General features: G+C 71.1%; 19 protein-coding genes. 9 read left to right on the forward strand and 10 right to left on the reverse strand.

Annotated elements, in window-relative coordinates:
• Positions 1 to 78: 78 nt before the first annotated feature.
• The 3 genes from ACIOC1_RS29005 to clpS all read right to left on the reverse strand — a co-directional run bounded on the left by ACIOC1_RS29005 (position 79) and on the right by clpS (position 2,559).
• Positions 79 to 1,566 (reverse strand): amino acid permease, encoded by a 1,488-nt coding sequence (locus ACIOC1_RS29005; RefSeq protein WP_401856881.1) that lies wholly within the window; start codon positions 1,564 to 1,566, stop codon positions 79 to 81.
• 124 nt (positions 1,567 to 1,690) lie between these two features.
• The gene (locus ACIOC1_RS29010; RefSeq protein ID WP_391047204.1) at positions 1,691 to 2,248 is read right to left on the reverse strand and encodes a DUF2017 family protein; all 558 of its coding nucleotides are present in this window, start codon (positions 2,246 to 2,248) and stop codon (positions 1,691 to 1,693) included.
• Positions 2,248 to 2,559 (reverse strand): ATP-dependent Clp protease adapter ClpS, encoded by a 312-nt coding sequence (clpS, locus tag ACIOC1_RS29015; protein ID WP_391047118.1) that lies wholly within the window; start codon positions 2,557 to 2,559, stop codon positions 2,248 to 2,250. Before clpS ends, ACIOC1_RS29010 begins: the two co-directional genes overlap by 1 nt.
• Before the next feature lie 153 nt (positions 2,560 to 2,712).
• On the opposite strand from clpS, the gene ACIOC1_RS29020 reads away from it, so the two are divergent.
• The gene (locus tag ACIOC1_RS29020) at positions 2,713 to 4,041 is read left to right on the forward strand and encodes a nicotinate phosphoribosyltransferase (protein WP_355343081.1); all 1,329 of its coding nucleotides are present in this window, start codon (positions 2,713 to 2,715) and stop codon (positions 4,039 to 4,041) included.
• 163 nt (positions 4,042 to 4,204) lie between these two features.
• On the forward strand, positions 4,205 to 4,795 hold the full coding sequence (locus ACIOC1_RS29025; protein WP_355343078.1) for an isochorismatase family protein: 591 nt from the start codon (positions 4,205 to 4,207) through the stop codon (positions 4,793 to 4,795).
• A 17-nt stretch (positions 4,796 to 4,812) separates the two neighbouring features.
• Here ACIOC1_RS29025 and ACIOC1_RS29030 read toward each other — a convergent pair whose 3' ends face one another.
• The gene (locus ACIOC1_RS29030; protein WP_391047122.1) at positions 4,813 to 5,136 is read right to left on the reverse strand and encodes a hypothetical protein; all 324 of its coding nucleotides are present in this window, start codon (positions 5,134 to 5,136) and stop codon (positions 4,813 to 4,815) included.
• Between the two features lie 159 nt (positions 5,137 to 5,295).
• Entirely contained in the window at positions 5,296 to 7,704 is a 2,409-nt protein-coding gene (locus ACIOC1_RS29035) for an immune inhibitor A domain-containing protein (RefSeq protein WP_401856884.1), read from the reverse strand.
• Positions 7,705 to 8,020: 316 nt separating this feature from the next.
• On the opposite strand from ACIOC1_RS29035, the gene ACIOC1_RS29040 reads away from it, so the two are divergent.
• Positions 8,021 to 8,365 carry a hypothetical protein gene (locus ACIOC1_RS29040; protein ID WP_391047125.1) on the forward strand — a complete coding sequence of 115 codons (345 nt, stop codon included), beginning with the start codon at positions 8,021 to 8,023 and terminating at the stop codon, positions 8,363 to 8,365.
• A gap of 160 nt (positions 8,366 to 8,525) precedes the next feature.
• Here the strand turns inward: ACIOC1_RS29040 and ACIOC1_RS29045 are convergent, their stop codons facing one another.
• The 3 genes from ACIOC1_RS29045 to ACIOC1_RS29055 all read right to left on the reverse strand — a co-directional run bounded on the left by ACIOC1_RS29045 (position 8,526) and on the right by ACIOC1_RS29055 (position 11,131).
• Positions 8,526 to 8,999 (reverse strand): RDD family protein, encoded by a 474-nt coding sequence (locus ACIOC1_RS29045; RefSeq protein ID WP_355343066.1) that lies wholly within the window; start codon positions 8,997 to 8,999, stop codon positions 8,526 to 8,528.
• Between the two features lie 74 nt (positions 9,000 to 9,073).
• Positions 9,074 to 9,826, reverse strand: a complete 753-nt coding sequence (locus ACIOC1_RS29050; protein WP_355343063.1) for an RDD family protein — start codon at positions 9,824 to 9,826, stop codon at positions 9,074 to 9,076.
• 117 nt (positions 9,827 to 9,943) lie between these two features.
• Positions 9,944 to 11,131 carry an RDD family protein gene (locus ACIOC1_RS29055; RefSeq protein WP_401856887.1) on the reverse strand — a complete coding sequence of 396 codons (1,188 nt, stop codon included), beginning with the start codon at positions 11,129 to 11,131 and terminating at the stop codon, positions 9,944 to 9,946.
• Positions 11,132 to 11,450: 319 nt separating this feature from the next.
• On the opposite strand from ACIOC1_RS29055, the gene ACIOC1_RS29060 reads away from it, so the two are divergent.
• Positions 11,451 to 11,930, forward strand: coding sequence for an SsgA family sporulation/cell division regulator (locus ACIOC1_RS29060; protein WP_355343286.1), 480 nt, complete (start codon positions 11,451 to 11,453; stop codon positions 11,928 to 11,930).
• A gap of 25 nt (positions 11,931 to 11,955) precedes the next feature.
• Here the strand turns inward: ACIOC1_RS29060 and ACIOC1_RS29065 are convergent, their stop codons facing one another.
• Together ACIOC1_RS29065 and hppD are read right to left on the reverse strand one after the other, a co-directional pair.
• Positions 11,956 to 13,326, reverse strand: coding sequence for an FAD-linked oxidase C-terminal domain-containing protein (locus tag ACIOC1_RS29065; protein WP_355343057.1), 1,371 nt, complete (start codon positions 13,324 to 13,326; stop codon positions 11,956 to 11,958).
• Positions 13,327 to 13,393: 67 nt separating this feature from the next.
• Positions 13,394 to 14,509: a 4-hydroxyphenylpyruvate dioxygenase gene (gene hppD / locus ACIOC1_RS29070; RefSeq protein ID WP_355343054.1), complete on the reverse strand. Its 1,116-nt coding sequence runs from the start codon at positions 14,507 to 14,509 to the stop codon at positions 13,394 to 13,396.
• A gap of 124 nt (positions 14,510 to 14,633) precedes the next feature.
• On the opposite strand from hppD, the gene ACIOC1_RS29075 reads away from it, so the two are divergent.
• The 5 genes from ACIOC1_RS29075 to ACIOC1_RS29095 are packed head-to-tail and all read left to right on the forward strand — an operon-like array spanning position 14,634 to position 18,993.
• Positions 14,634 to 15,104: an Lrp/AsnC family transcriptional regulator gene (locus tag ACIOC1_RS29075; protein WP_093716663.1), complete on the forward strand. Its 471-nt coding sequence runs from the start codon at positions 14,634 to 14,636 to the stop codon at positions 15,102 to 15,104.
• Between the two features lie 41 nt (positions 15,105 to 15,145).
• Positions 15,146 to 15,793 carry an ABC transporter permease gene (locus ACIOC1_RS29080; protein WP_355343051.1) on the forward strand — a complete coding sequence of 216 codons (648 nt, stop codon included), beginning with the start codon at positions 15,146 to 15,148 and terminating at the stop codon, positions 15,791 to 15,793.
• A complete protein-coding gene (locus ACIOC1_RS29085) occupies positions 15,786 to 17,081 on the forward strand; it encodes a betaine/proline/choline family ABC transporter ATP-binding protein (protein WP_355343048.1) in 1,296 nt (431 codons plus the stop codon). The genes ACIOC1_RS29080 and ACIOC1_RS29085 overlap by 8 nt, the downstream gene beginning before the upstream one ends.
• The gene (locus ACIOC1_RS29090; protein ID WP_391163963.1) at positions 17,078 to 18,025 is read left to right on the forward strand and encodes an ABC transporter permease subunit; all 948 of its coding nucleotides are present in this window, start codon (positions 17,078 to 17,080) and stop codon (positions 18,023 to 18,025) included. Before ACIOC1_RS29085 ends, ACIOC1_RS29090 begins: the two co-directional genes overlap by 4 nt.
• Positions 18,022 to 18,993, forward strand: coding sequence for a glycine betaine ABC transporter substrate-binding protein (locus ACIOC1_RS29095; protein ID WP_391163964.1), 972 nt, complete (start codon positions 18,022 to 18,024; stop codon positions 18,991 to 18,993). The genes ACIOC1_RS29090 and ACIOC1_RS29095 overlap by 4 nt, the downstream gene beginning before the upstream one ends.
• Positions 18,994 to 19,005: the final 12 nt, after the last annotated feature.

The following is a 19,005-nucleotide window of genomic DNA, read 5'->3' on the forward strand; positions in this document are numbered from 1 at the left end:
AAAATAACAGGGGCCGCGCGGTCACGGGCCGGTGGTCGGGGCCCGGCGCTCACGGCCCGGTGGTCGCGGTCGCGGCGCTCACGGCCCGGTGGTCGCGGTCGCGGCGGCGGGGGTGGGGGCGGGCGCCAGGTGGGCCCTGCGGGCGAAGGCGGCCGGATTGCGCCGCTTGAGCAGCGCGTAGCCGCCGGCCAGGAGCGCGAGCCACAGCGGGACGCCGTACAGCGAGATCCGGGCGTCGGCGTCGGCGCCGATCAGCACCAGCACCAGGACGAGGAAGGCGAGCGCGAGCCAGCTGGCGACGGCGCCGCCGGGCGCGGTGAACCAGGCCGCCGCCGCGCGCCCGTCCTTGACCGCGGCGCGGTAGCGGATGTGCGAGGCGAGGATCACCCCCCAGGTCCAGACGGCGGCGACGGTCGCGAAGGCGGTGATGTACGTGAACGCGCCTGCGGGGTCGACGTAGTTGAGCCACACGCCGGTGCCCATCAGGGCGACGGAGACCAGGGTGCCGGTGGCCGGGGTGCGGCGGGCGGTGAGGCGGGTGAAGACCCGCGGGCCCTGGCCGTTGACGGCGAGGTCGCGGAGCATGCGCCCGGTGGAGTACATCCCGGAGTTGCAGGACGACAGGGCGGCGGTGAGCACCACGAAGTTGACGATGCCCGCGCCGAAGGGGATGCCGATCCGGGCGAAGGCGGCCACGAACGGGCTGACGCCGGGCCGGAATTCGGTCCAGGGGACGACGCAGAGGATGACGGCGAGCGCGCCGACGTAGAACAGGCCGATGCGCCAGGGAAGGGTGTTGATGGCCTTGGGCAGCGTCTCGCGGGGGTTCTCGGCCTCGCCCGCGGTGACGCCGACGAGTTCGACGGCCAGATAGGCGAACATGACGATCTGGAGGGTGAGCAGCGAGGAGCCGACGCCGTTGGGGAAGACCCCGCCGTCGCGCCACAGGTGGCCGACCGAGGCGGTGTCACCGGCCGCGGACACCCCGAGGGTGAGGACGCCGACGCCGATGAGGATCATGCCCGCGATGGCGGTGACCTTCACCATCGACAGCCAGAACTCGACCTCGCCGAAGAGCCGCACGGAGATCAGGTTGGCCGCGAAGAGCAGGACGAGGAAGCCGAGGGCGGCGGTCCACTGCGGAATCCAGGGCCACCAGTACGCGAGGTAGGTGGCGGCGGCGGTGACCTCGGCCATGCCGGTGACCACCCACATCAGCCAGTACGTCCAGCCGGTGACGAAGCCCGCGAAGGGGCCGAGGAATTCGCGGGCGTAGTCGGCGAAGGAGCCGGACACCGGGCGGTAGGTGAGGAGTTCGCCGAGCGCGCGCATGATGACGAAGATGGCGACGCCCGCGACGGCGTACATCAGGACCAGGCCGGGGCCCGCCTGGTGGATGGCGCGGCCCGCGCCGAGGAACAGGCCGGTGCCGATCGCGCCGCCGATGGCGATCATCTGGATCTGGCGGCTGCCGAGGCCGCGCGCGTACCCCTCGTCCCCCGCCGGGGCCTTGCCCGCCCCGTCCCGCCCGTCCGTTCCACCCGTCACGTCCGACACGTCCGTCATGCCGGATTCGTACCACGCGCGGTACGGCGCCGCCCGTCGGCGGCCGACGGTCCGTCAGGTCGGGTGCGGGCCGGAAGAGGGGCGGACACGGGCCGGGGGCGGGTGGGCGCGGCTCGGGCCCGGCTCAGGTGAGGGCTTCGAGCAGGGTCTCCTGGAGCAGGCCGAACCACTGGAAGGCGAGCATCAGCGGCTTGCGCGGGTCCTCGTCCGGCAGGTGGTACAGCTCGCTGCGCTCGTCCTCGCTGACCTCCAGCCGGGCGCCGATGGACAGCCGCAGGTCGTTGAGCGTGCCGAGCCACTGGCGGGCCTCGTCGGCGCTGAGCCGGATCAGCGGGCCGCCCGCGTCCAGCGCGCGCAGCACGGCGAGGGCGTCCTCGCGCTTGCGGGCGCGCAGGTCGTTCTCGGTGAAGCGGCGGAATTCGGCGGCGTCGGCGGTCTCCTCGTACGCGCTCGGGAAGAGCCGGGCCAGCGCCGGGTCCTCCGGGGGCTTGGTGGGGCCGTCGGCGAAGAGCGCGGCCAGCGGGTCGTCGTCGGCCTCCGCGGGCTGGCTGCCCGGACCGACGAGTTCGAGCAACTGCGCCGTGAGGCTGCGGAGGATGGAGATCTCCACCGTGTCCAGCTCGATCGCGGCGCCGCCGCCGCGGACCCGCTCGAAGTAGCCCGCACGGGCGCGGCGGCCCATCAGCGGTCCTGCGTCAAGGTGGCCCACAGGCCGTATCCGTGCATCGCCTGCACGTCGCGCTCCATCTCCTCGCGGGTGCCGGTCGACACCACGGCGCGGCCCTTGTAATGGACGTCTTCCATCAGCTTCTTGGCCTTGCCCTTCGAGTACCCGAAGTAGGTCTGGAAGACATACGTCACGTAGCTCATGAGGTTGACGGGGTCGTTGTGGACGAGGGTCACCCACGGCACGTCCGGCGCGGGAACCTCGAAAGGCGCTTCGCTCGCTTCGGGACGCTCGACTTCTACTGGCGCGACACTCACAGGTTCCATGCTGCCGCTCCTGTGGTGCCTCGCACAAATGGGCGTGCGCGGCACCGCCGAATGGGGGGTTTTGCGCCCGCGCGGAATCCGCCGGTGTGCGGCGCCGCACACTTGCCCCGAGAAATCGTCACTCTGACGAGTATTGGGGGTAGCATCCTCGCCATGAGCACAGCAGACCTGGGACTGCCGGTGGACGTGCCGTCCACCGCCCTGTTCACCGACCGGTACGAGCTGACGATGCTGCGGGCCGCCCTGCGCAGCGGCGCCGCGCAGCGCCGCTCGGTCTTCGAGGCGTTCACCCGCAGGCTGCCCGAGGGGCGCCGCTACGGAGTGGTCGCCGGCACCGGCCGGGTCCTCGACGCGGTGGAGAACTTCCGCTTCGACGAACCCGTGCTGGAATTCCTCGAGCGCGAGGGCGTGGTGGACTCCGCGACCCTCGACTGGCTGGCGGGCTACCGCTTCACCGGCGACATCTGGGGATACCCGGAGGGCGAGGTGTACTTCCCCGGCTCGCCGATCCTGCGCGTCGAGGGCACCTTCGCCGAGGCCGTGCTGCTGGAGACGGTCATCCTGTCGATCCTCAACCACGACTCGGCGATCGCCGCGGCGGCCTCCCGGATGGCGGTGGCCGCGGGCGGCCGTCCGCTGATGGAGATGGGCGCCAGGCGCGCCCACGAGCTGGCCGCGGTGGCCGCCTCGCGGGCCGCGTACATCGGCGGCTTCGGCTCCTCCTCCAACCTCGCCGCCGGTTTCCGGTACGGCATCCCGACCATCGGCACCAGCGCGCACGCCTTCACGCTGCTGCACGACACCGAGCGCGACGCGTTCACCGCCCAGGTGGACGCGCTTGGCCGCGGCACGACGCTGCTGGTGGACACGTACGACCTCACCAGCGCCGTGCGCACCGCCGTGGAGATCGCCGGGCCCGAGCTGGGAGCGGTCCGGATCGACTCCGGCGACCTGCTGCTGCTCGCCTACCGGGTGCGCCAGCAGCTCGACGACCTCGGCGCCAAGGACACGAAGATCGTCGTGACCTCCGATCTGGACGAGTACGCCATCGCCTCGATGGCCGCCGCGCCCGTGGACGCCTACGGGGTCGGCACCTCCCTGGTCACCGGCAGCGGGCACCCCACCTGCTCGATGGTCTACAAGCTCGTGGCCCGCGCCACCTCCGACGACCCCGACGAGCCGCTGGTCTCCGTCGCCAAGAAGTCCCTCGGCGGCAAGACGAGCGTCGGCGGCCGCAAGTGGGCCGCCCGGCGGCTCGACGAGGACGGCGTCGCCGCCGCCGAGGTGGTCGGCACCGGGGCCGTGCCGCCCGAGCTCGCCGACCGCCAGCTCCTCGTCCCCCTCGTCCGCCACGGCGAGGTCATCGGCCGCGAGCCCCTCGACTCCGCCCGCGCCCGCCACATCACCGCTCGCGCGGGCCTTCCCCTCTCCGCGACCCAGCTCTCCCGCGGCGAGCCCGTCCTCCCCACCGAACTGATGTGACCCCTGCGGGGGCGCCCCCTCAGGGGCGCGAGGAACCGCGCGAGCGGCCCGTCGACGGCTGAGCGCGCGGTTCCCCGCGCAGCGGGGAGGGCAACGTCTTACGTTGGGGGGAGCGCACCCCTAGGCTCGGGACCGTTTCCACACTTTCCGCCGGAAGGGCAAAATGCACCGCGCATTGATCGTCGTCGACGTGCAGAACGACTTCTGCGAGGGCGGCAGCCTCGCGGTGACCGGCGGGGCCGACGTGGCCGCGGCGATCACGGACCTGATCGGGGAGTCGGCGGGCAGCTACCGGCACGTCGTCGCCACCAGGGACCACCACATCGACCCGGGCTCGCACTTCTCGGACCGGCCGGACTTCGTGACGTCGTGGCCGGTGCACTGCGTCGCGGGCACGGAGGGCGCGGGGTTCCACCCGAACTTCGCGCCCGCGGTCGCCTCCGGCGCGGTGGACGCGGTCTTCGACAAGGGGGCGTACGCGGCGGCGTACAGCGGCTTCGAGGGCCTGGACGAGAACGGCGCGGCGCTGACCGGCTGGCTGCGCGAGCGCGGCGTCACGGAGGTGGACGTGGTGGGCATCGCCACCGACCACTGCGTGCGGGCGACCGCGCTGGACTCCGTACGCGACGGCTTCACGACCCGTGTGCTGCTCTCGCTGACCGCGGGCGTGGCGCCCACGACGACCGACCGGGCGCTGGTGGAGCTGCGCGAGGCGGGCGTGGAGCTGACCGGCGCCCCGGTGGTGGCCGGCTAGCGCGGAGTACGGTTCAGCTAGTGCGGAGTACGGTTCAGCGCCGAGATCGGGTGCCACAGCTCGGTGCTGGCGCCGACGTCCCCCTTGCCGCGGTATTCGCGCCAGACCAGGCCGTCCGGGTGGTGCAGGACCGCGGTGACCTCGTCGGGCGTGGGCGGCTCGGCGTTGCCGGTGAGCCGGGCGCCGCGGAAGCCGAGGTTGCTGAGCCGGGTGAGGGCGCGCTGCCGGTTCTGGGCGTGCACCACGACCCGTACCGTGCGTTCGGGGCACGCCGGATGCGGCAGGCCGAGTGCGACGACGACCGTGCCGCCCGGGAGCTTGGTGAATCCACCGACCGCCATGGTCACATCATCAGCCGTTCGGCCGCCGCCCACCAGAGGACGACGGCCGAACGCGGGATGAACCCGGATGAAACAGCAGGTCACAGCGGGTGCGACCCGATCAGGACGATCTTCGTGCGGTGACCGTCCCGGTGATCAGCCCGGTGATCGTCCCGGTGATCAGCGGTGCGCCGGCCCGACCTGGAGGGTCATCGTGCTCCCGTCGAGCGCCTCACCGACGATGGTGATCCGGGTGTTGGTGTCCTGCACCTTCACCCCGCCGGTCGGGTTCGCGGCGTCCCAGTAGGAGCCGTAGTGGTCGTCGAAGACCGGGTTGCCGAGCTTCGCCTTGACCTTGGTGGCGACACCGTTGGTGTGCACGGTGAAGCCGTCGGTCGGGAACCAACTGAACGGCGAGTCGTACGCCTGGATGCGGTTGCGCATCACGCTGCCGTCCGACCACTTCTCCGCCTTGGCGTGGGCGTCGATCGGCAGGATCTGGCCCGCGCCGGGGTGGATGCCGACGTTGTTGTCGGCCTGCGAGGTGTCCCACAGCCAGACCAGCAGACCGTTCTGGTACGGGTAGTGCTCGACCCAGTCCGGCCGGGTGCTCGTCCAGCCGAAGTTGTACGGGCCGGTCTTCAGCGTCTTGTCGTACGAGACGTACTGCCGGTTCTCCGCGATGTAGTACTGCGGGTAGTCGTTGGTGAACGACGCCCCGATCCGGGAGAAGCCCTTGGCGGTCCAGCCGTTGTCGTCCGTCTCGGCGCCGTCGGTGAAGACGGTCGCGCCGTCCGCGGTGACCGAGATCGCGTCGGCCGCGAAGCCCTGCTGGGCCACGCCACCGTCGGTCAGGTAGCGGAAGCGGAGCTGGATCTGCTTGCCCGCGTAGGCGTTCAGCGGGAAGGACAGGTCCTGGTACGCGCCGTTGGTGCCGGTCAGCGCCGGGGTGCCGCCGCCGTCGCGCGGGATGGACTTGCCGTTGGCGGTGCCGTCGAGCGCGGTCCAGGTGGCCCCGCCGTCGGCGGACGCCTCGGTGTAGAGGTAGTCGTACCCCTCCTCGATGTCCCACCAGCCCTTGAGGGCCAGCGACGCCGAGGACTTGCCGGTCAGGTCGACCGAGCGGGTCAGGGTGTTGGACAGGTTGTCGCCGCTGCCGCTCCACCACTGCTTGCTGCCCTCGGCGGGCGCGGTGATGGCGGTGGTGACCGCCTTGTCGGGCAGCGAGACGATCAGCGCCTGCTTGTCCTTGGTGTTGTACTCGGCGACGCCCAGCTTGGTCGTCGAGCGCGAAGCGGCCTTGGCCGTACCGTAGTTGAGCCAGCCGAGCTGGAGCTTGTCCCAGGCGCTCATGTCGTCCGGGAGGTCGCCGATCGAGTCCTTGCCGGTGCCCATCCAGGAGCCGGAGGACATCAGCGACCAGAAGCCGACGCTGGACTCGCCGACGTACGTGGTGTCGTACTCGTCGGGCAGGCCGAGGTCGTGGCCGTACTCGTGCGCGAAGACGCCGAGTCCGCCGTTCTCCGGCTGGAGGGTGTAGTCACCGATCCAGACGCCGGTGTTGCCGATCTGGGTGCCGCCGGACTTGTTGTCGGCCGGGCCCGTGCGGCCCGCGTCGGTGCCGTAGGCGTACCACCGGTGCGCCCACAGCGCGTCCGTGCCCTGGGCGCCGCCGCCCGCGGACTCGTCCTCGCCCGCGTGCACGATCTGGAAGTGGTCGATGTAGCCGTCGGGCTCGTTGAAGTTGCCGTCGCCGTCGTAGTCGTAGCGGTCCCACTGGTCGTACTGGGCCAGGTCCGCCTTGATCTGCGCGTCGGTGCGGCCCTGGGCCTTCTGGTCGGCGACGTACGCGGTGGTGGCGTCGCGGATCAGGTCCCAGGCGCTGGAGCAGGTGCTGGCGCCGCAGTAGTTGGAGCCGTAACGGGCCTCGTTCCAGGGCACCTTGACCCAGGAGGAGACCTCGCCCTCCACCGAGTAGCGGCCCGAGGACTGCTTCTCGTAGTACTTCGCCAGCGACTCCTTCTTCGCGTCGTGCGAGAAGTAGAGGTCGTTGAAGTGCTGCTGGTTGTAATCCGCCTGCCAGGCCGTGCTGTTGTCGTTCTTCGGGTCCGGCTTGGCGATGGTGTTGTGCGCGGGGCCCGGGTCGCCGCCGTACTTCACGACCGGCGGCTGCGGGCCGTCGGGGCCGTCCGGGTCGTACGTCGTGGTGTTGTCGACCTGGTCGCCGAACTCGACAAGAATCGTGAAGATCTTGTCGGTCTGCTCGCGGCCCAGCTCGACGTACTTGCTCTTCTTGCCCTTGCCGGAGCCGAGTTGGACGACCTTCGAGCCGCCGCGCTGCTGCACGGTCGCGTCGCCGTTCACGACCTGCTGAAGCGCGGCCGTGCGCTCGGCCGACTGCTTCTCGCTGAACGGGCCCGGCAGATCGTGGGCCTGGTTCTCCGCCGGATCGTGGCTGGCCACGGGTGCGGGCTGCCCCTTCTCGGCGGGAGCCGCGTACGCCCCCGCGGTGGTGACCGCGGTGACGCCCAACACGGCTATCGCGAGGGCCAGGGCGGCGGGTGTGGTGATCCTCCGCTGCGTTTTCAAGATTTTTGACCTCCCCTTGGGAAAGGCCATTGCATCGGAGTGACGGGAGAAAAAACAGATCTTGACTTGAGCATGGCAGGCCAGTACGTTTACCGGTTTCCCGGCACCGCTCAGCGGACCCACAGGTCACACCAACCGGCCGCCGCCGTCCGGGCGTTGACGGACACCGGCGTCCGCAGGATGAGACGCCTGACACGCTTGCGACCCCGTGCGCCCCCTCGTGCTCCGCACCGTGGGTTAGGTCACGCTTACCCCATGTTCGGGCCGGGCATGCCGAAGCGTAGAGCCAGCCCGCTACCGAGGACGGATTCCCCCAATGCCACGTCCTACGACCGCGCAACTCGCCTACGGTTCCCTGACCGTTGTCCTGTCCACCTTCGCGATGCTCCTGCTGTCGGACGCACGGTCCGGCGTGGGAGTCGCCGTCATTTGCGCGGCGGGACTGATCCTGGGCCTGCTCGTCGCGGTGACCGTCACCCTGCCCTTCGTCGCCCGGGTGCGGTCCGCCCAGGCCCGGCCCAGCGCGTCCACCGGTTCCACCGTTCCCGCCGCCGAGTCCGGCGCCCAACCGTCCCCCGCACAGCGCCCGCTCCCACGGGCCGCCGGCGGTCGCGGCGTACGCGAGTCGTCGCGGGTCGGCGAGGCGTCACTACGACGCTGAGGCCCGGCGCGGACCCGCGCGGAAGACCCGCACCGCATGTCACCACTGAGGGCACTTCGGCACTTCGGCACTTCACGGCGCCACCGCTTCATCGCTCCAGCGCTCGTCCGCTGCACCGCTTCACCGCTTCACCGCTGCACCGCTGCACCGCTGCACCGCGTCAGACGGCGGCCACGACCACGGTCCTGGCCGCCTTGTCGTGCAGGCACTGCCGGAACGGCTTGTCCCAGGTGCACCACAGGGAGTTGAGCAGCCAGAAGAGCGGGCCGATCAGGATCGTGACGAGCACGCCGGGCAGCGCGTAGACCGCGGCCCGCGTCCAGCCGACGCCGCCGGGGACCGCGCCGTCCTCCAGGCGCGCCGCGCGTATCCGCAGCAGCATCTTGCCGAGGGTCTGCCCGCGGGCGGCCGTCATGGCGCCCTCGTAGAGGAAGTACGCGATGAAGGTCGCCGCCCCCGCGAGGATCTCCTTGCCGCGGCCCGCGTCACCTGGATTGGACAGATCACCGCCGAACACCGCCGCGCTGAGCAGCACGTCGAGGACGATCAGGATCGCGGTGTCGACGACCCGGGCCAGGAACCGCTGGCCGAGGGAGGCGAGCGGGGCCATCCCGGACGGCTGGTCTGCACTCATGACGCTCAGTCAATCAGCCATCCGGGTGGCGGTACAGGGCGTGTGCGGCGCCCATCCGCCCGGCCGCCGGCCCGTCAGGCGGTCTGGACGACCACCGTCTTGGCGGCCTTGTCATGGAGCCCCTGCTTGTACGGCTTGTCGAACAGCACCGTGATGCCGAGGATCACGAACCAGACGCAGCTGCAGCAGAAGGCGGGCAGCCACAGCACGAGCGCGCGCAGCCCCGCCGCCGCGGAGGTGGGCACGCTGCCGTTCTCCAGCATCGCCACGCGCAGCTTCATCAGCTTCTTGCCCACCGTCTGGCCGGTGGACCGGGTCATGAACCACTCGTAGAGGAAGCCGAGCACCGCGAAGAAGGCGCCGCCGACCGCCGACTTGCCGCTGCTGAAGTTGTCGGTGCCGCCCGCCGCCCAGTCCAGCAGACCGGCCGGGATCAGCACGATGATCACGTCGATGACGCGGGCCAGCACGCGCTTGCCGCCGTCCGCCAGCGGCGGCATCCCGGCCAGCGGGTCCTGCGGGGCGCCGCCGTAGGGGTTGTTGGGGTCACCGGGCCCGCCGGGACCGCCGCCGTACGGGTTTCCCGGGCCGCCGGGACCGCCGCCGCCGTACGGATTCGCCGGGCCACCGGGACCGCCGCCGTAGGGGTTGTCGGAGCCGCCGGGGCCGCCCGGAGTGGCGGGACCGCCGCCGTACGGGTCGCCGCCGTACGGATTGCCCGGCGGCGGGGTGCCCTGGGCGCCGTTGTACGGGCCGCCGGCCTGGTCGCCTGGCGGCTTGGCGAAGGGGTCCTGGGGGGAACCGGGCGCTGGCTGATCGGTACTCATGTCCCGAGTCAAACCCGGACACCGGCCGCCCGCCCGCTGCGGACTCCGTTCGGAGTACGGCGCCGCCCCGGACGTACGGCATCGGCGCGGACGGACGGCCCGCCCCCGGACGTGACCTCAGTCGGCCGCCACGAACGTCCGCGCGGCCTTGTCGTGCCAGCACTGGCGCCACGGGCGGTCGAAGAGGCACCAGGCGAGGCCGACGACGCCGACGACCAGGACGTCCAGCACGGTGTGGGTCAGCCAGCGGCGAAGGCTCGGGCCGAAGGCCGGCGGGATCTGCGCCTCGACGTCCAGCACCCGCAGGCCCACCAGCTTCTTGCCCAGCGTGCGCCCCCACTTGACGGTCGGCAGTACTTCGAGCAGCAGGCCCGCCAGGACCGCCACCAGCAGCACCACGGCCAGCTCCAGGCCCGTCGTGCCGTCGATCAGCCACACCTTCACGGTCTCGCCGCTCTGCTTCGCGTCGTCCACCTTCGTGTGGATGTGGTGGTACGCGGCCGTGCCCAGCGGTACGGCCGCGGCGGCGGTCACCGCGCAGAACAGCACCGTGTCGAGCACGCGCGCCGCGAACCGCCGCACCAGCGCGCCCGGCCGCCCCTGCGCCGAGATCATGCTCAGGAACGGGTCACCGGCCGGGGGCCGCCACGGCGCCGGGCGCTCCTCGCCCGCGGGCCGCTCCTGCTCCCCCGCAGACTGCCGGGCCAGATGGTGCACCTGCTGCGCCCAGGGCGCGGCCTGCGGTTGAGGCTGCGGCTGGGCCTGCGGCTGCGGTTGAGACTGGGGGGCGGCCTGCGGCTGCGGCTGGGCGTGCGGTTGAGGCTGGGCGTGGGCCTGCGGCTGGTGGGGCGGTGTCCGCGGCTGGGGCCGCTCGGCGGCGGGCGGGGGCTGCTGCGCGGGCACGCCCGGCGCGGCGGCCGTGCCCGCGGCGCCCCAGGAGATCCGCGGCGGCTCGGCGCCGGGCTCCTGCCCGGCGGGCCGGGGCCAGGAAGGAGCGGGCTCCGGGGCGGACGCCGGGGCCGCAGCGGGCGCCGGCGTACCGAAGTCGGAGTGCGGCGCCCCCGGGTCCTCGTCGAGGAACATTGGCCCGGACTCGTCCATCGCCGGGGCGGGCGGAGGGGAAGAAGAAGGGGACGGGGACGGAACCGGCGCCTCACCCGCGGCGGGGGCGGGCCGGCTCGTACCCGGCACCCAGGTGGAGCCGTTCCAGTAGCGGATGTAGTTCGGGACCGAGGGGTCAGGGTAGTAGCCCGGGGCCGGGGACGCGGAGGAGGAACCGGAGGAGCCAGAAGTGGGTGCGCTCATGGTTCACGGAATCCGTATCTGCTCGGTCTGGGGGGTTTGTGACGTCCACATCTACCAGACGCGCGGGCCCGGCGTGACCGCCGTTCCCCGCACCGCCCGGCTTCGGAGGGCGTACTTGTCTTTACCCGTACGCGCCCCCTCGTGCCCGTGCTTCAGGAAATTTGAACCGAATCCCGCGAACCCGCGTAATGGTTGGAGTGGTACGCGCTCTCTCCTGGTGCAGGCCCCGGCGCAGCACCCGCTGCGCGTCACCGAAGACACCGCGGAACACGCGGAACGCGAAATGGGGCTGCCGCGCCGAGGAAAGGATGTCGAGTCGATGCACACCGTGGTGGAACGCGAACTGGAAATGCAGCTAGTGCTGTCGCCGGAGCGGAGCATCCCCGTACCCGCCAGGCTGGCCTATCGCACGGATGATCCCTTTGCCGTGCACATCACTTTCCACGTGGGCTCCGACGCCCCCGTGAACTGGACCTTCGCCCGCGAGCTGATCGTGGAGGGGGTGTTCAGGCCGTGCGGTCACGGTGACGTGCGGATCTGGCCGACGAAGGTCAACGGCCGCAGCGTGATCTGTCTGGCCCTCAGCTCCCCCGACGGCAACGCGCTGCTGGAGGCGCCCTCGTCGCCGGTCGCGGCCTGGCTGGAGCGGACGCTGCGGGTGGTGCCGCCGGGCACCGAGCACGAGCAGCTCGGCATGGACGACGGTCTCAGCCGGTTGCTCGCCCCGACCACGCGGGACGAGCTGTGGCTGAGCGATCCGTGGTCGGGGAAGGACGAGACGCCGGACGCGGGGGCGTGAGGGCCGGGCACGCCCGGCGCGGCCCTCAGAACAGCTTGCCCGGATTCAGCAGCCCGAGCGGGTCGAAGACGGCCTTCACGCCGCGCTGCAACTCGACGCCGGTGGGGCCGAGTTCGCGGGCCAGCCAGTCCTTTTTGAGCAGGCCGACGCCGTGCTCGCCGGTGATGGTGCCGCCGAGTGCGAGACCGAGTGCCATGATCTCGTCGAAGGACTCGCGGGCCCGCAGGGCCTCGTCGGGGTCGTGCGCGTCGAAGCAGACCACGGGGTGGGTGTTGCCGTCGCCCGCGTGCGCGCACACCCCGATCGTCAGGCCGAACTTGGCCGAGATGTCCGCGACGCCGTCCAGCATCTCGCCGAGCTTCGCGCGCGGTACGCACACGTCGTCGATCATCATGGCCGTCGAGATCGTCTCCAGCGCCGTCAGCGACAGGCGGCGCGCCTGGAGCAGCATCTCGGACTCGGCGCTGTCCTCCGCGGGCACCACGTCGGTGGCGCCCGCCGCCGTGCACAGCTCGCCGACCGCGGCGAGGTCGGCGGCCGGGTCGGCGGTGTCGAAGGCGGCGAGCAGCATGGCCTCGGTGGTCTCGGGCAGGCCCATGTTCGCCATCGCGTTGACCGCGCGGATGGTCGTGCCGTCCATCAGCTCCAGCAGCGACGGCACATGGCCGCTCTCCATGATCGAGCAGACGGCGGCGCAGGCCGCGGCGGCCGACGGGAATTCGGCGACCATGGCGAGCTGGCGCGGCGGTGCGGGCCGCAGCGCGAGGACCGCCTTCACGACGATGCCGAGGGTGCCCTCGGAGCCGACGAAGAGCCGCGTGAGGTCGTATCCCGCCACGCCCTTGGCGGTGCGCCGCCCGGTGGTCAGCAGCCGCCCGTCGGCCAGCACCACCTCGAGGCCGAGGACGTACTCGGCCGTCACCCCGTACTTCACGCAGCACAGGCCGCCCGCGCCGGTGCCGATGTTGCCGCCGATCGTGCACTGTTCCCAGCTCGACGGGTCCGGCGGGTAGGACAGGCCGTGCTCGCCGACCGCCCTGGACAGCACGGCGTTGACGACGCCCGGTTCGACCACGGCGATCCGGTCGACCGTGTCGATCTCCAGGATGCGGTCCATCTTCACGAGCGAGAGCACGATGCAGCCGTCCATCGCGTTGGCGCCGCCGGACAGCCCGGTCCGCGCCCCCTGCGGTACGACCGGCGCCCGGTGCGCGGTCGCGGTCCGCATGACGTGCTGCACGTCCTCGGTGCTGCGGGGCAGCACGACCGCCGCCGGGGTGCCGACGGCGGAGAAGCTCGCCATGTCCTGGGAGTACGCCGCGACGACGTCGGGGTCGGTCAGTACCGCCTCCGGCGGCAGGCCGCCGCGCAGTGCGGTGATCAGTTCATCGTGCATGTGTTCACCCTGACAGGCCGGGGCCCCGCCCTCAAGGGCGGGACCCCCGCGAGACCACAGGGTGAGATCAGAGGTTGCCGCGCAGCTCCTGCTCCCGCTCGATCGCCTCGAACAGGGCCTTGAAGTTGCCCTTGCCGAAGCCCATGGAGCCGTGGCGCTCGATCATCTCGAAGAAGACGGTCGGGCGGTCCTGGACCGGCTTGGTGAAGATCTGGAGCAGGTAGCCGTCCTCGTCGCGGTCCACGAGGAGCTTGAGTTCGCGCAGTGTCTCGACGGGGACGCGGGTCTCGCCCGCCCATTCGCCGAGGGTGTCGTAGTAGGAGTCGGGGGTGTCGAGGAATTCGACACCGGCGGCGCGCATGGCGCGTACGGAGGCGACGATGTCGTTGGTGGCCAGCGCGATGTGCTGGACGCCGGGGCCGCCGTAGAACTCCAGGTACTCGTCGATCTGGGACTTCTTCTTGGCGACGGCCGGCTCGTTGAGCGGGAACTTCACCTTGAGCGTGCCGTCGGCCACGACCTTGGACATCAGCGCCGAGTACTCGGTGGCGATGTCGTCGCCGACGAATTCCTTCATGTTGGTGAAGCCCATGACCCGGTTGTAGAAGGCCACCCACTCGTTCATCCGGCCGAGTTCGACATTGCCGACGCAGTGGTCGATGGCCTGGAAGAAGCGCCGCGCCGGGGGCTCGACCACCGGCTCGGCGGCGACGAAGCCCGGCATGTAGGGGCCGTCGTAGCCGGTGCGGTCGACCAGGGTGTGCCGGGTCTGGCCGTACGTGGCGATGGCGGCGAGCACGACGGTGCCGTGGTCGTCCTTCAGCTCGTACGGCTCGGTGAGGCCGGTGGCGCCGTGCTCGACGGCGTACGCGTACGCGGCGCGCGCGTCGGGGACCTCCAGGGCGAGGTCGACGACGCCGTCGCCGTGGGCGGCGACGTGGTCGGCCAGGAAGCGGCCGTGGTCGGTGGCGGGCTTGATGACGGAGGTGAACACGAAGCGCGCGCCGCCCGACTCCAGGACGTAGGAGGCGGTCTCGCGGCTGCCGTTCTCGGGTCCCGAGTAGGCGACGCGGCGCATGCCGAAAGCGGTGGAGTAGTAGTGCGCGGCCTGTTTGGCGTTGCCCACGGCGAAGACGACGGCGTCCATGCCCTTTACCGGGAAAGCATCCTGGGTCTCAGTCATGACAAAAGCGTCCCGCCGCTTGTCAGGGTGCGCAATAGTTCCGGATTTCAGTGGACAGTCTGCACAGCGGAAGCGAGGATCGACGGGTCAATCTGTGCAGCATGACCACGGAAGGCGGCGGGGTATGGGGATCGACGCGCTGGACGGGCGGCTGATCACGCTGCTGGACCGGGAGCCGCGGATCGGCGTGCTGGAGGCGTCCCGGCGGCTGGGGGTGGCGCGCGGCACGGTGCAGGCGCGGCTCGACCGGCTGAGGGCCAATGGGGTGATCCGCGGCTTCGGCCCGCAGGTGGACCCGGCGGCGCTCGGCTATCCGGTGACGGCGTTCGCCACGCTGGAGATCAAGCAGGGCCAAGGGGCCGACGTACGGGCGCACTTGACCACCGTGCCGGAGGTGCTGGAGCTGCACACCACGACCGGTCAGGGCGACATGCTCTGCCGTCTGGTGGCGCGTTCCAACGCCGATCTCCAGCGGGTGATCGACCGCGTTGTCGGCTTTGATGGGATTGTCCGGGCCGCCACGGCCATCGTCATGGAGAACCCGGTCCCGCTGCGGATCATCCCGCTGGTGGAGCAGGCGGCGCGCGACACGTAGACGCGCCACGCGGTCGAAGGAGACGGGGAGGTGGCGGCGCGGTGAGCTTCTGGCAGTACCTCTCCAACCGGCACCAGCAACTGCTCACCGACGCCTTCCAGCACGCCAGCGCCGTGTTCCAGTGCATGGTGCTCGCGACCGTGATCGGCGTCCTGATCGGTGTCCTGACCTACCGCAGCGACTGGGCGGGCAATCTCGCGGTCACCTCGACCGCGACCATCCTCACCATCCCGTCGCTGGCCCTGATCGGTCTGCTGATCCCGGTCCTGGGCCTGGGCGTGCCGCCGACGGTGACCGCGCTGACGCTGTACGGGCTGCTGCCGGTCGTCCGCAACTCCATCGTCGGGCTGCGCGGTGTGGACCCGGCGCTGGTGGACGCGGCCAAGGGCATCGGCATGTCGCGGGTGGCCCGGCTGCTACGGGTGGAGCTGCCGCTGGCCTGGCCGCCGATCCTGACCGGTATCCGGGTCGCCACCCAGATGCTGATGGGTATCGCGGCGGTGGCCGCGTACGCCTCGGGCCCCGGCCTCGGCAACGAGATCTTCCGCGGCATCGCGTCGCTGGGCAGCGCCAACGCGCTCAACGAGGTGCTGTCCGGCACGCTCGGCATCATCGTCCTCGCGCTGCTCTTCGACGCCGCGTACGTGGGCATCGGCCGTCTGACCATTCCGAGGGGGATCCGTGTCTGAGCAGTGGTCACCGCAGGACCGGGAGCAGCCGGCGCCCGCCGGGGTGGCGGGCGCGACCATCGAGCTGGAGAACCTGACCAAGCGCTATCCGGGCAGCCAGGACCCGGCCGTGGACAGCGTCAGCATGGAGATCAAGGCCGGCGAGACGGTGATCTTCGTGGGCCCTTCCGGCTGCGGCAAGTCCACCACGCTGAAGATGATCAACCGGCTGATCGAGCCGTCGTCCGGGCGGATCAGGATCAACGACGAGGACGTCACCGCGATCGACCCGGTCAAGCTGCGCCGCAAGGTCGGGTACGCCATCCAGTCGTCCGGTCTCTTCCCGCACATGACGGTCGCGGAGAACATCGCGCTGGTGCCGAAGATGGTCGGCTGGAGCAAGTCGCGGGTCAAGGACCGGGTCGAGGAGATGCTCGACCTGGTGGGCCTGGACCCGCGGGAGTTCCACGGCCGCTACCCGCGCCAGCTCTCCGGCGGACAGCAGCAACGCGTGGGCGTGGCACGGGCGTTGGCGGCCGACCCGCCGGTGCTGCTGATGGACGAGCCGTTCGGCGCGGTCGACCCGATCACCCGCGACCACCTCCAGGACGAACTGATCAGGCTCCAGCACGAGTTGCACAAGACGATCGTCTTCGTCACGCACGACTTCGACGAGGCCATCAAGCTGGGCGACCGGATCGCGGTGCTCCGCGAGCACTCGCACATCGCCCAGTTCGACACGCCGGAGGCCATTCTCACCAACCCGGCCGACGACTTCGTGTCCGGCTTCGTCGGCGCCGGCGCGGCGCTCAAGCGGCTCAATCTCACCCGCGTGCGCGATGTCGGCATCGCCGACTTCCCCGCGGTGGGCGTCGACGAGCCGTTGCAGTCGGTCTTCGAGCGGCTGCGCACCAGCCAGCACAACGAACTGCTGCTGCTCGACCGGCGGCGGCGCCCGTACAAGTGGCTGCGGCGCGGCGATCTGATGCGCGCCAAGGGGTCGTTGGCGCGGGCGGGCACGGTCGTGCACGACACGGTGACGCGGGACGCGACGCTGCGGGACGCGCTGGAGGCGGTGCTGACCGACAGCGGCGGGCGGGTGGCGGTGACCGGGCGGCGCGGCGAATTCGTGGGCGTGGTCGACATGGAGACGCTGATGAACTCGGTGCAGGAGATGCTGGAGGCCGACCGGCTGACCGCGATGGAGCACCAGCACGAACTGGCCGAGTCGCAGGCCGGGCAGGGACACGAGGAGGAGCGGGCACGCGCCGAGCAGGAGGGCGCGGCGGGCGCGGAGCCGGCGTCATGAGCCCGGACAGCCCGGACCGCGCGACGGGGGCCAGCCGCGCCGACGGCGGCCGGTCCCACCCGTCGGGCCGGGACACCCGCGACGCCGGGGAGCGCCGTCCCCCCGGCGAGCACGACGTGCGCGGCCTGGCCTTCCGCGACGACGACGGCGGTACGGAGCACGAGGAGCACGAGGGCGGGCCCGCGCCCGCCGCGACCAGGCCGAAGCCCAAACTGACCTGGCGGAAGCTGGTGTTCACCCCGGTCGTGCTGGCCGCCGTGCTGCTCGCCACGTATCTGTGGATCACCAACATCCACCTGGACGCGATCGAGAAGAATTCGCTCGACGACGGCAATGTGCAGCTCCGGCTCTGGCAGCACGTGAAGCTGACCGCGATCTCCACCTTCTGGGTGCTGGTGATCGCCATCCCCGTCGGCATCGCGCTGACCCGGCGGCGGCTGCGCAGGGTCGCGCCGTTCGTGACCGCGCTCGCCAACATCGGCCAGGCCACCCCGGCGATCGGCCTGCTGGCGCTGCTGGTGATCTGGCTGGGCATCGGCGCCCGCACCGCGATCATCGGCATCGTGGCCTACGCGGTGCTGCCGGTGCTCTCCAACACCGTCGCGGGGCTCAAGGCCATCGACCCGACGCTGGTGGAGGCCGCGCGCGGCATCGGCATGTCGGCGCCCGGCGTGCTCGCCAAGGTCGAACTGCCGCTCGCCGTACCGCTGATCCTCGCGGGCGTGCGGACCGCGCTGGTGCTCAACGTCGGCACCGCCACGCTGGCCACCTTCGGCGGGGGCGGCGGCCTCGGCGACCTGATCACCTCCGGCATCGTCAACCAGCGGATGCCGGTGCTGATCCTCGGCTCGGTGCTGACGGTGGTGCTCGCGCTGTTCGTGGACTGGCTGGCCTCGGTCGCCGAGCAGTTGATGCGGCCCCGCGGCCTGGAGGTGACGGCGTGACGCGGCGGCGTACGGGGCTCGTGGCGCTCTGCGGCGCCGCCCTGCTGGCGTCCTGCGGGCTGACCAGCGGCAGCCCGCTGGTGGACAACGTCAAGCCGGGCTCGATCGGGCAGGGCGAACCCCTCAAGGGCGCCCACCTGGTGATCACGTCCAAGAACTTCAGCGAGAACATCATCCTGGGCGAGATGATCGGCCTCGCCTTCAAGGCGGCGGGCGCGAGCGTGCTGGACCGGACGAACATCACCGGCTCGATCGGCGCCCGCGAGGCGGTCAAGTCCGGTCAGGCGGACGCGATGTACGAGTACACCGGCACCGCCTGGATCACGTATCTGGGGCACACGGAACCCATCAAGAACCCCCAGGCGCAGTGGCAGGCCGTGCACGACGCGGACCTGAAGAACGGCCTGACCTGGCTGCCGCCGTCCACGCTGAACAACACGTACTCGCTCGCCGTCAGCCAGCGCAACAACGCGAAGTACCACCTCAAGACGCTCTCCGACGTGGCCGCGCTGGCGAAGAAGGACCCCAAGGCCGTGACGCTGTGCGTGGAGAACGAGTTCGCCTCCCGGCAGGACGGGCTGCCCGGCATGATGAAGGCGTACGACATGGACATCCCCAGCTCGCGGATCCAGAAGATGGACGCGGGGATCATCTACACCCAGGTGAACAAGAGCGGTTCCTGCCTGCTGGGCGAGGTGTACACCACCGACGGCCGCATCCAGTCGATGCACCTGACCGTCATGGAGGACGACAAGCACTTCTTCCCCAACTACAACGCGGCGCCCGTCATCTACAGCAAGGCGTTCAAGAAGTACCCGGCCATCGCCAAGCTCCTCGACCCGATCAGCGCCAAGCTGGACACGGCGGTCGCGCAGAAGCTGAACGCCCAGGTGGACGTGGACGGGCAGGACCCGCACGACGTGGCGAAGAAGTGGCTGATCGCGGAGGGCTTCATCAAGAACGGGTGAGGGGGCCCTGCG

The organism is Streptomyces sp. NPDC088197 (assembly GCF_044741185.1).
Lineage (GTDB): Bacteria > Actinomycetota > Actinomycetes > Streptomycetales > Streptomycetaceae > Actinacidiphila.

Coding starts and splice junctions, on each gene's coding strand:
- ACIOC1_RS29025 (WP_355343078.1), top strand. CDS start 4,205: ATGCACCGCGCATTGATCGTCGTCGACGTGCAGAACGACTTCTGCGAG.
- ACIOC1_RS29030 (WP_391047122.1), bottom strand. CDS start 5,136: ATGGCGGTCGGTGGATTCACCAAGCTCCCGGGCGGCACGGTCGTCGTC.
- ACIOC1_RS29060 (WP_355343286.1), top strand. CDS start 11,451: ATGCACACCGTGGTGGAACGCGAACTGGAAATGCAGCTAGTGCTGTCG.
- ACIOC1_RS29045 (WP_355343066.1), bottom strand. CDS start 8,999: ATGAGTGCAGACCAGCCGTCCGGGATGGCCCCGCTCGCCTCCCTCGGC.
- ACIOC1_RS29065 (WP_355343057.1), bottom strand. CDS start 13,326: ATGCACGATGAACTGATCACCGCACTGCGCGGCGGCCTGCCGCCGGAG.
- hppD (WP_355343054.1), bottom strand. CDS start 14,509: ATGACTGAGACCCAGGATGCTTTCCCGGTAAAGGGCATGGACGCCGTC.
- ACIOC1_RS29055 (WP_401856887.1), bottom strand. CDS start 11,131: ATGAGCGCACCCACTTCTGGCTCCTCCGGTTCCTCCTCCGCGTCCCCG.
- ACIOC1_RS29090 (WP_391163963.1), top strand. CDS start 17,078: ATGAGCCCGGACAGCCCGGACCGCGCGACGGGGGCCAGCCGCGCCGAC.
- ACIOC1_RS29020 (WP_355343081.1), top strand. CDS start 2,713: ATGAGCACAGCAGACCTGGGACTGCCGGTGGACGTGCCGTCCACCGCC.
- clpS (WP_391047118.1), bottom strand. CDS start 2,559: ATGGAACCTGTGAGTGTCGCGCCAGTAGAAGTCGAGCGTCCCGAAGCG.
- ACIOC1_RS29075 (WP_093716663.1), top strand. CDS start 14,634: ATGGGGATCGACGCGCTGGACGGGCGGCTGATCACGCTGCTGGACCGG.
- ACIOC1_RS29010 (WP_391047204.1), bottom strand. CDS start 2,248: ATGGGCCGCCGCGCCCGTGCGGGCTACTTCGAGCGGGTCCGCGGCGGC.
- ACIOC1_RS29040 (WP_391047125.1), top strand. CDS start 8,021: ATGCCACGTCCTACGACCGCGCAACTCGCCTACGGTTCCCTGACCGTT.
- ACIOC1_RS29050 (WP_355343063.1), bottom strand. CDS start 9,826: ATGAGTACCGATCAGCCAGCGCCCGGTTCCCCCCAGGACCCCTTCGCC.
- ACIOC1_RS29005 (WP_401856881.1), bottom strand. CDS start 1,566: ATGACGGACGTGTCGGACGTGACGGGTGGAACGGACGGGCGGGACGGG.